A 14574-nucleotide genomic window follows, 5' to 3' on the forward strand; every position below is an offset into this window, starting at 1 on the left:
GCCATTCCCCCATTTGAGGCTGCCTTACCTTTGTATCATAAATAATTGAAACAAATATGATGTCGCTAAGAAAGTATATCGTCGTTAAAGGAAATCCAATTTTATTTCCAGCTGATCTGATCCATGCAGAGGTGGCCGGGAAGCAAAACGAAGTAGATAGTGCCGGTTTCTTTGTAGTGGTTAAAGAAAAAGGCCGTAAGCGGGTGATTTGTATCGGGGAGAGCACTTCCTTATCGATTTCCAGCATACCGGAAACCGACCAGCGGCTCATTGCAAACTATCTGGGCCTGGATTAACCTCCGGCTTCCTAAAATAAAAGAATTTTAAAAATTAAATAGTACACACAACTGATAAAATAAACAATTAGATAATTTAAAAAAAGAACATCATGAAAATCAAATTTTTAGCAACACTAGTAGTGATAGCCGCAGCATTTACCGCATGTAAAAAAGACAATCAAAATCCGGAAGAAACAGTACTTCCGACAGGGAAATACAGGTTGGTTGAAATGCACGAGTTCAACGCTCAGGGAAAAGATTCATCAACAGTTGAATTTCCGGTAAGTGCACTTAGCCTGACGTTTGATCAGGCTACGAAAACGGCAAACGTATCAGGTAAACCGGAAAACATTCATTTGACGGGAACCTATACGGTAAAAGGTAAGGATGGCCTAAAAGATGCGAAAATTTCTACTTCTAAAATTGCTCCTGGTGAGTACGACATGAAAGTGGTTCAGTTTCTGGAACTGGGACAACAGTTTGAAGCCAAAGGTGGAACCGTTAGGATCAATACCAAAGATAAAGGTTACCTGGTATTCAGTATGCAAAAATAACCTGATAGGGGGTTAATGATCAACTATTAAAGTTGATTGCGGGTATGCCCTTGGGGACATGCCCGTTTTTATGTATGAAGAACCTGATTTATCCGGTTAATGTTCCTTAACCAGCACTTCTGCCGGTAGCAGGCCAAACATTTTTTTATACACTTTGGCAAAGTAATTTGGACTGCTATAGCCGAGCTCATAGGCGATCTCCTGCACACTGTTGAAGTTGCCGCTTTGTAATAGCTTCTGTGCAAGCAGGAGCTTCTCATTCAGAAAAAAGTTATTCGGACTTTCCTTCAGCATCTTTTTAAAGAGTGTTTTGTACTTCGAAACGGACATTCCCGCAAGCGCAGCCATCGTTGGTAACCCAGGGAATTCTTCCAGCAGGTGATCCAATAGGTATTGAGAAGTTTTCAATATATTGTCGATATCGGAAGGGGAGAGCTTGTTGATGATGGGTTCAAAGCGACTGACCCGCTCCACAAGATAACCCAAAAGATACAAAGCGGTACTTTTCAACTTTAATTCGAAGGATGGATTGGTAAAGGGATGTTCCTTCAGGTTATTGAGCAATACCTTACTTCTGCTGTCAATATGACTATAGAAGAACAAGGTATTTTTCGTTTCGTCGAATAACTGGTTGTTCACAGAAAGGTCTCTGGTGGAGGCCCCTAATTCTTTTAAATAACTTTTTTCGATAAACAACCTCAGGCTGTAAGAGCGTTCCCCGATCGGGGGCATAATGATTCCCTTTGAACTGGAATCCATAAAACTCATTCCCAATTTGGAATGGTATCCGGCCCGGTGAACGCTATCTTCCACGATATGAGTGGTAATCTCATCACCAATGTCAAAATAGACCATATAATAATTGTGGTCTGTAGGGATTCTGGTGATGGCAACAGGAACCTGAAAAGTCATGTCCAGCAGCAGTACCGATAGTTTTCCAGGCAATACCTCCAGAAAAATGGAACCTCCGGAAGCAATTCCTTCCGGCATGAGCAGGATTTTGTTGTCGATGAGCCTGGCGCCTAATTTTTCAACGATTTGCTGCTGCCATTCCGGACTGAGGGTATAGTGGTAAAAAAAATCTATTCTTTCCTGCGTCATGGTTATAGTCGGGTAAGGTATTCCTTTGGAGGAATACCATAAGCATTTTTAAATTGTTCAATCAGATGCGAAGCGCCGAAGAAACTGAATTTATCTGCTATTTCTGAAATGGTATAATTGCCGGTTTCCAGCATCTCTTTTGCGAAAGAAAGCTTATTGCTGAGGAAAAAACTATTGGGACTTACCCCGGTAATTTTTTTAAAGAGCTTTTTATATTTTGTCTCCGACATCATGGCCCGGGAAGCAAGATCCGCTATTCCGGGGAAAGGATTTTCAATGTTCTCGATTAAAAAAGCTTGTGAACCAACCACATTGACCACATCTTCCGCAATAACCTGCCCGATGATGATCTCCTGGCTGATGATCTGGTCCATATAGTCGCCGATCAATCCGTAAACGGTACCACTTACAAAAATATTATATAAAGGATTGTCAGGACTTACTTTTCGCAATTCATTCATGAGCCACCAGGCCTGATTGCTCATCCGGTCAAAGCGCACAATGGTATTGAGTTTAGGATCAAATATGGACTCTACAATCTGCTGGTATTGTGGGATGTTGGAAATATATTGTTTTAAAGCAGTTTTCTTAATGAAAATCGCAATCATATAGCTGGTGCAGCCTGTTTTTACCTGGAAATCGCCCCGCATATCGGCATCAAATATAGCCAGATTGTAGCCCCATCTTCCGGCAGATCTGGATACTTCATCCAGTATATGGATAGATTCTCCTTCTGTGAGGTTGAAGTAAAGACCTACGAAGTCGCTTCGGGTATTCCTCAGCTTAAAGACTACGTCCTGCCGGTAGGTGACATCAATAATAAAGGCGCTGAGTTGTTCATTGATCTGGAGCACATAACGGTTTCCCGGATGCAGCTCGTCAGGAATTCTGATACAATTTCCTTCTACATAGCCATCCAGCTGAGCCGCTAAATCTGCTACCCAATCCAATTCTACGCCATACTGGTGAACTACTTCCTTCATTTAAGATTTCGATTACGTTTATGCACAATCAAATTAACCCTGAAGCAAATATAGCGATATGTTTTTCTGAATAACGTATGTTTGCCGGAGATAGAAACCCATGAAAGTTAACCATAAGGTATTGAAGAAATTTAGAAAGACAGGTGTGACTGGTTTAATGCTGATCCTTTTATTTGTGAGCTGGAATGCCTTCGGACAAAGCATTAATCACGAGGGGAAGCTGCTGTATTTGTTAAACGGTGCGCAGAAGATGGAAATTGATCCCGAATTGTTTTCAATTACAGCGGTAGATGCTGAGGGGAAGCGGTACCAGGTTTCTGCTCCGCTTCAAAAAGAAAAGCTGAGCGGATTAACGCATGATCACAAAAAGGCATCCTGGGCTTATCCTGAAAAGGGGATCGGGATATCGCTGGAATTGCATCCTGAATACTTAGAGGTAAGTATAAAAGCAAGTAAAACCACGGAGTTCACATGGCCGGTGTTGAAAGGAGAAATAGACGCGTTGACGATTCCAATGCATCAAGGGAAATATATTCCTGCGAAGGATTCCTTATGGATCAGTCATCTGACCAAAACAGGTTCTTTAAGTGGAAGCCAGGATTTGTCTATGCAATTCTTTGCAGCAAATATGGGAGCTAAAGCGCTGGTTTATGTGATCAGGAATATGTTCAATAATGAGTTGAACTTTGCGAACGATAAGGGTACCTTGGGATTGAGCGTTAATCATGAATTTCCTGCAACTGTATCCGACAAGCAATATGGTTTCAGAATTTATCTGACTACAAACAGTACCACAGCGATTGCGAAGACTTATAAAAAGTATGTAGAAGAACAAGGGCAAATCATTACACTGGAACAGAAGGCAGAGCATAATCCCAATATTAGGAAATTGTACGGCGCGCCCCATATTTATATCTGGAATGATAAATTTCTGGTATCAAATGATGTGGTTAATTGGAAGCTGTTTAAGAGAATAATCCTGGGGCAACTGCGGGATAGAACAATGAATCCTACGAAAAATATGTTTAGACAGTTTTCAGTCGGGGAGGCAGGGACTGAATTTCAAAATCAGCTGGATGAGTTTGTAAAAGAGGAATTCATGACCAGGTACCAGAAGAATGGATTGATCCAGGCCATAAATGAAGTTTTGCTAAGGAAAGATTTTTATAATAAACTGGCCTGGAGTAATACGAGGATGGAGGAAAATGTTTTAAGCCTGATCGGTAAAGGCCCGGACCAGCTGAATGCTGTTGAACTTTATCGCTTAAATAAACTGTTACTGGTTGCTGCATACCCTGAGGTTTTTCGTCCGGTGGCCGATTGGGGAGGGGCACAGCCCAAAATGCTGGATGAAATGCAGGCTGCGGGAATAAAAAAAACATGGCTGGGTTTAAACGACTGGATGCCTGCAGAAATTCATCCTGAGTTTGTCACGAAGGCGGTCGGAAAAGGTTATTTAATCGGCCCTTATGATTCCTATCATAGCATTCATCAGCCGGGAAAAGAAGGTTGGATTACGGCAAGATTTTCCGACACAACGCTGTTCACAAGAGCTTTTGTAATGAATAAAAATGGGAAACCATCTTTGGGTTTTCTGGGGAAAGGGCGGAAGCTAAATCCTACTTTGTCGATGCCTGCGGTGAAAAACAGGATGAGAGAGGTGATGAACAATACGGGGGAAGTATTCAATTCCTGGTTTATTGATTGTGATGCGACAGGCGAAAGTCTGGATGATTATACGCCTGGAAGGATGACCAGTCAGGAAGATGACATCAAAGCACGTTTGCAAAGAATGACCTGGATTAGGGATACTTATCAATTGGTTGTTGGCTCGGAGGTAGGAAATGATTTTGCTGCGGGTACAATTGCCTATGGTCATGGAATGACTACGCCGGTGATTGCCTGGAATGATCCGGATATGAGAACAAACAAAACCTCAAAGTATTATATCGGTGGATATTTCTCGAATAATGGAGGGGTTCCCGACCGTTACGGAATGCAGGCAGAGCTGAAAGAAGAATACCGCTATCTCTATTATGATAGTCGTTTTAACATTCCCCTATTTCAACTGGTCTATAACAATGCGGTAATCACTTCTCATCATTGGGAATGGGGAAGTTTGAAAGTGCCTTCAGAATTGAAGAATACGGAATTAAAGGAGATTTTATTTAATGTTCCCCCATTGTATCACCTCAATGATGAAAGCTGGTTGAAGTTTAAAGAAGTCATTGGGAAACATGTAAAAGTCTTTTCAAAAACACATGAAATTGCAGTCAAATCAGAGATGAATGCATTCGATTGGCTGAGCAAAGATCATCAGGTTCAGAAAACTACATTTGGCGATAAGATCGAGGTGGTCGCGAATTTCGGCAAGAGCCCTTTTACTTACAAGAGCCAGGCGATTCTTCCGCGAACCCTGATCATTCATGATCTTATTAGCGATACTTTTGAAGTCTATAAACCTTAAATCAGAAATAGCGGTTAGTTATAGGCACGTTTATTGAACAACTAATAATTCAGGTATTTTTTATGCAAAGACTTTCAGTAAAAACAAGTTTATTTTTCTTGTTGCTATTTCCTTGTGGCTTATATGCTCAGAATGTGAGCAATATCGCTACGGAGCAAACGGTTCAGACGGACACCTCCGCTCAGAAAGATCTGATTGATGTGGCCAAATCATTGTTTAAGATAAAACCGAAGAAAATCAAGGAAGAACGAGGTAAAAAGATCTATTTTTCTATACTTCCGGTGAGTAGTAACATTCCTGGTGGAAGTGGCCGCGCATTGGTCACAAGTACCACTGCAGCGATGTATCTGGGGCCCAGAAAGACCACGAACCTGTCCTCTGTTACATTTACTCCCTACTGGAATCTGGGAAACCGTTTTGGTTTGCCCTTGCGCAGCACCATATGGCTTCCTGACAATAAATGGGTAATCCAGGGAGATACGCGTTTTCTGGTTTATCCGCAATATACCTGGGGACTGGGGAGTAAGGCCTTAAAACCAGCGCCTACCCTGGTAGATTACAAGTATATTCGTTTTTACCAAAGTGCACTGAAACAGGTCAGACCTTATTTCTTTGTGGGATTGGGTTATAGTCTTGATTACCGTTTTAATATAAAAAGTGAAGATCCGAATGTGAGTCTGAAACAGTACACAAACTACGAATACGGGACTGGCAATAACTCTTTTTCTTCCGGTATTACCTTCAATTTGCTCTACGATACCAGGAATAACTCCATTAATCCACTTCCAGGTATGTATGGCAACCTGGTTTATCGGGTAAATCCCAAATTTTTAGGTAGCAATGATTCATGGAGCTCTTTGTACCTGGATGTTAGAAAATATATTTCCATGAATCCATCCAAACCTGATCAGCAGAACACATTGGCTTTCTGGACTTACCTCTGGGCGACCCTGGGAAATAAAACTCCGTATCTTGATTTACCCAGTATCGGCTGGGACCCCGCTAACCGCTCAGGCAGAGGGATCGACCAGAACCGGTATCGTGGAAGGTCTTTATTTTATCTGGAGAGCGAATATCGAAGGGACATTACCAATAATGGTTTGTTGGGTTTTGTGGTATTTGCGAATGTCAATACGGTTAGTGGTTCAAACACAATGTTTAGCTCCTGGAAACCTGCCGTTGGGACGGGACTTCGGGTAAAATTCAATAAGAGCTCAAATACTAATATTGGTGTTGACTACGGAACGAGCAAAGGCTACAATAGTTTTACCTTTAGTCTGGGAGAGGCTTTCTAAGACGCCTGTTCTCACAGTTGCCTGATGATTCATCAGATAAAGTCCCTCTTTCCTGACTTAGAAAAGAGGGACTTTGATTTAATACCCTGGATTTTGGGTGTAATTCGGGTTTGCCATTTGATTAGAAGGAATTGGAAAAATCAAATACTTAGGGTCATCCGATGGTTTTTCCTGCCATGGGGTTAAGAATTTACCGAAGCGGATTAAATCCTGTCTTCTTACTCCCTCCCAGAAGAATTCACGGCCACGTTCGTCCAGTAACTGATCCAGTGTTACCGCTCCCCAGGAAGATGCGCCGCGGGTAGTCCGTACCAGGTTTACCAAAGGAAGCGCAAGTGAGGCCTGTCCGGTTCTCAATAGTGCTTCTGCTTTCATCAGCAACACGTCCGAATACCTGTAATAAACCCAGTCGTTGTCCGGAATCCGGGAACCGATGTTTGGATAATCGATAGGATATTTAATGACACGTATCCCTGCATTTTCCAGTCTTTTCTGATCCCGTTCAATGATATTCACCTCAGGGGTAAAAATCAGGTTTTCGCCAAGACGGTTTTTAATCAATACGCCATCTTTATTTACCTGCTGACCTACGAGAAAGCCAACCCGGATACCGGATACATCAGTAACACCTGCATACGCACCACCTCTTCTGGAGTCTGAGGCTTCGAATTTATTGTAAAAATCCGATAGGGTACAAAAACCATTGTTTCCGCTTGGGTTTTGATTGTAATGTAAAGGGGCCACCCACATGGCATTGAGTCCGCCGGCATCTATGCCACCACTATTTTTTCCGGTAAAAATGTTTTCCTTCGAAAGCAGGTCATTTTTAGGGGCAAAATTGTCGAAGTATTTAGGCGTCAGGGTGTACTTGCCGCCGGTGATGATTTCATCTGCAAGGGCAATCACCTTAGCCATATCTGCCGGATCAAAAGTTGGGGCCGCACGATTTAAAAATGCACCTTTGTTCAGGTAACATTTCATCAGTAACATCTTTGCCGCATCCTTGGTTGCGATGGTATTGGTATCTGTTGGTAAGGATGGCAGAATCTCATTTAACTCGGTGATCAGGTACGTGAGTGCTTCCGGACCTTTTCTCACTCTGGAAGGCTGGGTTACATCTTCTCCCGGATCACGGTACGGTACCTGGTTCCAGCCATCAAGAATAGAGAATTGGGCAAAGGCACGTAAAAAACGGGCTTCAGCAGCTTGTCGCGGTGTTGGATTAAATTGTAAAACACTTGTGGCGACATAACTTACACTGTTTAAGTCGCGGTATACGCTATGTATGCGGGTATGATCTGGCTGCCAGCGATGAAGGTGTAATGCCCTCCATGCACCATTATCGTCCCAGTCGCCACCACGTGTAGGAACAATGGCTTCGTCACTCGGGAATTCTTGTAAAGCCCACCAGCCATAGGGGCCCTGATAAGGTGCACGCATGGAATTATAGGCCGAGTTTAATACCGCGGCAACGTTTCCTGAGCCTACGCCCTGATCGTTAATCTGCCCGTTTAGTTTTTCATCCAGTTTTGTACATGCCGTAACGGAGAATAAAGCAATCATTACAGCGGATATATATCTAGTTTTCATGTTCAGAATATTTAAATTATAGGGAAAAATTAACTCCGAAATTGAAAGTCCTTGCGGTTGGATAAGGAACATATTCTATTCCGGCTGATGGTACACCATTGCTGCTTTTGTCGACATTCACCTCCGGATCAAAGCCAGTAAATTTGGTGATCACAAAAAGATTCTGACCATTCACAAAGACATTTAATCCCTTGATGGTTTTTCCGAGATTGCCCACATTATAATTAAGGGTAGCATTGGCCAGTTTTAAGTAATTTCCTTTTTCAATATAGCGGGAAGACGCAGAGATCGGATTTGCCAGCGATTCCTGTATGGCCGAATTCAATAAGGGAGCTGCGATATTTCTGGTCCCTAAATTGGTAATTGGCAGTACTGAATTGGCGGTGTTGTTATAAATGTCTTGTCCGAATGAGCCATTGAAGTTAAGTCCCAGTGATAATTTTTTATACCTGAAGTCGGTGCTCAGGCCCAGGATCACACTTGGATTTGGGTTTCCTACATAATACAGTGTATACCCATCATCGGTATATTTGGAAAAACCACCGGCATCCAGGCCTTCAAAACGTCTGGTGACCATCCCAAATAGCGGCAAGCCACTTTGAATCACTTCCAGGGTTACGTCGCTCATACCCTGACCATTTAAGGTTCCGGTATTGATGATTCCCGAAATACCTTTTACCGTATTATCCAGGAAGGTTACATTTCCGCCCAGCGACCAGGAAAGATCGGTGTGGTCAATAATGCTGCCGTTTAAGGTCAGTTCCACTCCTTTGTTGATGATCTTGCCCGGTAAATTCACCCAGGTTACAGAAGCTCCTGCTGCAGATGGATAAAAGGGGATCTGAGGAAACAACAGGTCTGTTGTGGTTTTTTTGAAAAAATCAACTGATCCTGTAAGCCTGCTTTTGAAAAAGCCGAAATCGGCACCGATGTTGATTTGCTCATCCGCCTGCCATTTTAGTTTTTTATTCTCATTATTGACTCCGGTTAAGGTTTGTCCACCGGAATTATATCCAAAAGCAAAGCGTTTTTGCGAAGAGCCAGAAGGAAATTCCTGATTTCCGGTCAAGCCGTATCCTGCCCTGATTTTTAACTGGTCCAGCCAGGTCGCATCGGCAAGGAAATCTTCATTTTTGATATTCCATGCAGCAGAGAAGGAAGGGAAATAGCCATATTTATTGTCCGAGCCGAACCGGGTAGAACCATCTGCCCTGATGGTGGCTGTTAACAGGTATTTACCTGCATAGTTAAAAATGGCACGTGCAAAATAAGATTGCAGTTCGGTGGTTGGATCATTAAAAGAACTCATCCTCCTGTTATTTGGAGGGGTGGCCTGTAAAGCATCGGTATAATCCACCGGAATATCTCCAAATCCGCTGGCGTTCATATTGCTCCCTTTATTAATGTAATTGGTATATTCATAACCAACTACTGCATTCAGATTTAATCTGGAGGCGATTTCCTTATTAAAGGTTAAGGTATTGGTGAATTGCTGGGTCAGTAATTCACTGTTCGAATAACTGGCATAACCACCCAGGAAATTTTCCGCAGGTTTGGCTTGTACGCCGTCAATATTCAGGAAGCTGCGTGTGGAGGTTCTCCTCACACCTGTACTGTAGTTAAGACTCACCAGCATGCGGTATTCCAGCCAGGGGGTGATTTTATAATAAGGAGAGATGCTTCCTAAAATAGAAGACACTTTAGATTTGTCGCTATAACCTTCCGACATTGCCAGAGGATTGATAATCCGGCCATTTTCAATAAACAGCGAACCATCGGGATTTCTTAAAGGTCGGGTAGGGTTCCATGACAATGCCTGACTTACTAAACTTCCGGTAAATCCGGCATCATTGGTAATAGGGGCAATGTTTTCATTGTACTGACTGCTGATCATGCTGACATCCATTCCCAGTTTCTTGCTGTCCAGGAATTTGAAATTGCCATTAAAGGAGGCGGTATATTTTTTTAAATCTGATTTTCGGATAATTCCCTGCTGATCCTGATAGCCAAAAGAGGCACGATAAGTATTGGCATCGTTCCCGCCACTGAGCCCAATAGAATAGTTCTGGTTGTATGCAGTTCTGGTGATGGCTTTCATCGCATCTACATTGCTTCCATAGTCGCCTGCAGTAAGACCGTATTTATTCAATGCCGAACGGTACTGATCGCCATCTAAAACCTCTAACTGGTTCATGATGTTGCTGACACCTGTAGAGGCATTTACATCTAGTTTCATGGCGCCGCTGGCGCCTCTTTTTGTGGTGATCAAAACAACGCCATAGGCTGCTCTTGATCCATAAATGGCCGTTGCAGAAGCGTCTTTCAGGATTTCCATTGTGGCAATATCGCTGGGATTGATAAAGTTTAAAGGGTTTCCACCAGGAGCACTACCCAGGCCGCCTCCAGGATCAGTTCTCACACCACCTACAGAACTCGGACTGGCGCTTGGTCTTGCCGAATTGCTGGTCAGTGCTACTCCATCCACCACGTATAAAGGCTGACCAGTACCGGTCACGGCTGCATTTCCACGGATTCTTACCGTTGTGGCACCACCTGGCTGACCACTGTTGTTCATCATCTGCACACCAGCAACCTTGCCCTGAAGTAATTGATCAGGCGCAATAAGTGGCCCTTTATTAAAGTCTTTTGAAGAAAGGGTAGCCACAGCACCGGTAAGGTCACTTTTTTTAACGGAACCGTAACCAACTACAGTAACTTCACTTAATTCATTTGCTGAACTGAGACTGGCATTCAGGACTTTCTTTCCGTCAATATCCAGGGTTATGGTCTGCATTCCTACATAACTGAAACTTAATCTTTTTCCATCAGCAGGTACATTTATGGAATATCTTCCATTGGCATCAGTCAGGGTTCTGATGCTTTTGCCCTCGACAGAAACGGTTACACCAATGAGGGTTTCCTTGTCTTTATCTGTGACTGTTCCTGTCACCACAGATTGGGCATAGGCCGTGACGCAGGATAAGAGCAGGATAAAGAGAGAAAGCACTGCTTTCTGCAGGGTTTGAAGGCCGGGCCTGTTTTTAAAAACGACTCCGGAATTTCTGAGTAAAAAATTGCTTGTCATAATTGGTTAGTTATGGTTTAGATTAAAGGGGTTTAATAGCAAGAAATCAATGGCGTTTTACCCAGGCTAAAATTGGCCTTTTATAGGTGTAATATTTGGTCTGTCAGGCGGGTGGCCTTAACCTAAGTTAGTTTATAATTTTCTAAAGTCCAATTTTGTTGAAATTTGAGCAAATAATTGAGGTTTTATTTGCTTAATTGTGATGTCCCGCAATATTGTATACTGTGGTTTGGATAATAATTGGTATTTTATGTTGAAAAATCAAACCTATTGTTCACCTCATCCCACCACTATGAAAAAAACATTATTACTCCTTATGGCCCTGCTTTTCCTGGGCTCAGAACTGACATTTGCCCAAAAAACGACCATCACCGGCACGGTAACTGATGCCACAACAAAAGAAACTTTAATAGGCGTATCTGTGTACATTAAAGGAAGTAAACAGGGAACCAGTACCAATTCCGGCGGACAGTTCTCTATTGAGGCGGTATCAACAGATCAACTTGTCTTCAGTTATACCGGATATAAACCGGTAACCCTGCTGGTCGGTTCCAATACGACATTTCAGGTCAGCCTGGAAAGCAGTGCGGCACAGTTAGATGAAGTTGTATTGATTGGTACCCGCTCCGCAGGCCGGGTAAAGCTGGAAACCGCAGTTCCGGTAGATATTGTAAATGTAAGCAAGACTGCTGCTACTACCGGTAGATTGGAACTTACAGATATCTTAAATTATGCAGCACCTTCATTTAATTACAACAAACAATCTGGTTCCGATGGCGCGGATCATGTGGAGCTAGGCACATTGAGAGGGCTGGGGCCCGACCAGACTTTGGTATTGGTGAATGGGAAGCGTCGTCATTCTACCGCCTTTGTTTCTGTATTCGGAACCCGGGGCAGGGGAAATTCAGGAGTAGACCTGAGCACGATTCCGACCGCTGCAATCGAGCGGGTCGAAATTCTCCGTGACGGAGCTTCGGCACAATATGGTTCTGATGCCATCGCAGGTGTAATCAACCTGGTGCTTAAAAAAAATGTAAATGAGTTTGTAGCCAATGCCGGCTATTCAGGGTATTATGATCCGGCCTTTAACAGTAAAAAAAGCCTGGCTGCTGCCCAATATCCTCATGGAGGCAGTATCGATGGAAATGCCTTTACTTTTGATGCCAACTACGGGTTGAAAATAGGAAAAACCGGTTTTCTGAACCTGAGTGCTGATTATTCCAAAAGCGGTAAAACCTATCGTCAGACAAAGGATACGGCAACTGCCAATCCTAAAGCATTGCCCTTAAATACACCGAGAAGGGCAAATGGTGATGGATCATCGGAAGGAGGGACGATATTTTTTAACAGTGAGATCCCAACCAGTGCCAGGACCACTTTTTACAGCTTTGGTGGTTACAGTTATAAAGGATCAGAAGCTTATGCTTTCACCCGTAATTTCTCGTCCAGACCGGAACGTTTCCCGACTAATGGTACCAGCATCATCCCGGTAGAGGGGATCATCATCAAAACCCCTGACGGAGAATCTTATTACAATCCGCTCATTGAAACACATATTAAAGACCTGGCTTTTGCAGCCGGCTTAAAAGGTAGTTTTGGCAAGGACTGGAACTGGGACCTGAGTAACAATACCGGAAATAATGATTTTCATTTTTATGGTAAAAAGACTTTCAATGCCTCTTTAGGAGCCGACAAAACTTCTTTTGATGACGGAGGATCTGAGTTTTTACAGAATACAACAAATTTAAACTTCAGTAAACGTTTTGATCAGGTACTTTCCGGATTTAATCTTGGTTTTGGTGGGGAGTACAGGTATGAGCGTTATAAGATCTCTGCAGGAGAAGAAGCTTCCTATAAAAACTATGATCCGGATGGCATTAAGGCTGCGGGATCACAGGGTTTTCCTGGTTTTCAACCTGCTGATGCTGCAAATTCCAACAGATCGGTGTTTGGTGCTTTTGTTGATTTTGAATTGGATGCAACGGATAAATGGCTGATCAATTTTGCCAACCGACTGGAACATTACAGTGATTTCGGCTATAATTTCAGTACAAAATTTGCCACGCGCTATAAAATCAGCGATAACTTTAACATTCGTGGTTCGGTAGGTACAGGTTTTCGTGCCCCATCGCTACAACAGATCAATTATAGCTCTACCTTTACCAATGTGCAGGGAGCCATCATTTCTGAAGTGAAAATCGCTCCGAACAGCAGTCCGATCACAAAAGCCGCCGGAATCCCGAACCTTAAACAGGAAACTTCAAAAAATGCAGGATTGGGCTTTACCTTTAAGCCCGTTCCGGAATTTAGCATTACGGTAGATGGTTACCTCATTAATGTAAAAGACAGGGTGGTATTGTCCGGGCAGTTCAGTGCAGCAGATGAAACACTTGACCCCGTATTTACCGATGCCTTAAAAGCATTGAGGGTGGGTACAGCTCAGTTTTTTGCCAATGCTGTAAACACGACAAACCGTGGTTTGGATGTGGTACTGGATTACAACAAAACAATCGGGGACAACCGCTACCGACTTTTATTTACGGGGAACTTCCAAAGTATGGACATCGATAAAGTAAACTATCCAACCATTTTGGGCAGAACAGAGGCCTTAAAAGAAACCTTCCTGAGCTCAAGGGAAAAGAAATTCATTTTAGCCTCTGCACCCAAAACAAAGTTTTCATTGAATCCTGAATATGGCTACCGGGACCTGACTATCGGGATGCGTTTCACGTACTTCGGAAAAGTGGATATCTATGGGTATGGGGACGGAACAGGAACTTCACCTGTGGTCCCAAAAGATGACGGTTCCGGATCAGTAGCGGATCTTTACAACTATAGCGGTAAAATGGTAAGTGACGTTTATTTTTCTTATAAACTGAATCCATACGCCCGAATCTCTCTGGGGGCTGATAACCTGTTTAATGTGCATCCGGACCTTGGTTATATTCCCGGAGCCAAAGGCTGGGCCTATAATAATGAACCTGCAGGGCCATTTGATGCCGTTCAGATGGGCGGAAATGGCAGGCGCATTTTTGCAAGGATCGGCTTTAATTTTTAAATAAAAGCAGGAGGAAGACCAGTGTCAGACCAATCATTGGGAATGGCACTGGTCTTTTCTTTTACATACTGTTGCATAAAAAAACCTTCAGAAGCAATGCCTCTGAAGGTTGAATACCGGACCAAATGAATTTTTAGGATGAGTTAGTAATAGTGTATCTGAC

The 14574-nt window shown here is 43.0% G+C and carries 9 protein-coding genes; 5 read left to right on the forward strand and 4 right to left on the reverse strand.

All coding sequences use genetic code 11. The features are described from left to right. Nucleotides 1-56 precede the first annotated feature (56 nt). Nucleotides 57-296, forward strand: coding sequence for a hypothetical protein (locus BFS30_RS16860; RefSeq protein ID WP_157262942.1), 240 nt, complete (start codon nucleotides 57-59; stop codon nucleotides 294-296). Nucleotides 297-388: 92 nt separating this feature from the next. Beyond that, nucleotides 389-832, forward strand: coding sequence for a hypothetical protein (locus BFS30_RS16865; RefSeq protein ID WP_069380362.1), 444 nt, complete (start codon nucleotides 389-391; stop codon nucleotides 830-832). Between the two features lie 96 nt (nucleotides 833-928). Here BFS30_RS16865 and BFS30_RS16870 read toward each other — a convergent pair whose 3' ends face one another. Further along, on the reverse strand, nucleotides 929-1933 hold the full coding sequence (locus BFS30_RS16870) for a helix-turn-helix domain-containing protein (RefSeq protein WP_069380363.1): 1005 nt from the start codon (nucleotides 1931-1933) through the stop codon (nucleotides 929-931). A 2-nt stretch (nucleotides 1934-1935) separates the two neighbouring features. After that, complete coding sequence (locus BFS30_RS16875; protein ID WP_069380364.1) at nucleotides 1936-2916, reverse strand: helix-turn-helix domain-containing protein; 981 nt, start codon at nucleotides 2914-2916, stop codon at nucleotides 1936-1938. A 100-nt stretch (nucleotides 2917-3016) separates the two neighbouring features. Here BFS30_RS16875 and BFS30_RS16880 point away from each other — a divergent pair, with 100 nt between their 5' ends. Beyond that, nucleotides 3017-5383 carry a glycoside hydrolase gene (locus BFS30_RS16880; protein ID WP_069380365.1) on the forward strand — a complete coding sequence of 789 codons (2367 nt, stop codon included), beginning with the start codon at nucleotides 3017-3019 and terminating at the stop codon, nucleotides 5381-5383. A 62-nt stretch (nucleotides 5384-5445) separates the two neighbouring features. Continuing rightward, nucleotides 5446-6678 carry a BamA/TamA family outer membrane protein gene (locus BFS30_RS16885; protein ID WP_069380366.1) on the forward strand — a complete coding sequence of 411 codons (1233 nt, stop codon included), beginning with the start codon at nucleotides 5446-5448 and terminating at the stop codon, nucleotides 6676-6678. Nucleotides 6679-6756: 78 nt separating this feature from the next. On the opposite strand, the gene BFS30_RS16890 is transcribed toward BFS30_RS16885, so the two are convergent. After that, on the reverse strand, nucleotides 6757-8268 hold the full coding sequence (locus BFS30_RS16890) for a RagB/SusD family nutrient uptake outer membrane protein (RefSeq protein WP_069380367.1): 1512 nt from the start codon (nucleotides 8266-8268) through the stop codon (nucleotides 6757-6759). 16 nt (nucleotides 8269-8284) lie between these two features. Then, a complete protein-coding gene (locus tag BFS30_RS16895; protein WP_069380368.1) occupies nucleotides 8285-11353 on the reverse strand; it encodes a SusC/RagA family TonB-linked outer membrane protein in 3069 nt (1022 codons plus the stop codon). A 292-nt stretch (nucleotides 11354-11645) separates the two neighbouring features. On the opposite strand from BFS30_RS16895, the gene BFS30_RS16900 reads away from it, so the two are divergent. Beyond that, on the forward strand, nucleotides 11646-14411 hold the full coding sequence (locus BFS30_RS16900) for a TonB-dependent receptor (protein WP_069380369.1): 2766 nt from the start codon (nucleotides 11646-11648) through the stop codon (nucleotides 14409-14411). The last annotated feature ends 163 nt before the right edge of the window (nucleotides 14412-14574 follow it).

The organism is Pedobacter steynii (genome assembly GCF_001721645.1).
Classification (GTDB): domain Bacteria; phylum Bacteroidota; class Bacteroidia; order Sphingobacteriales; family Sphingobacteriaceae; genus Pedobacter; species Pedobacter steynii_A.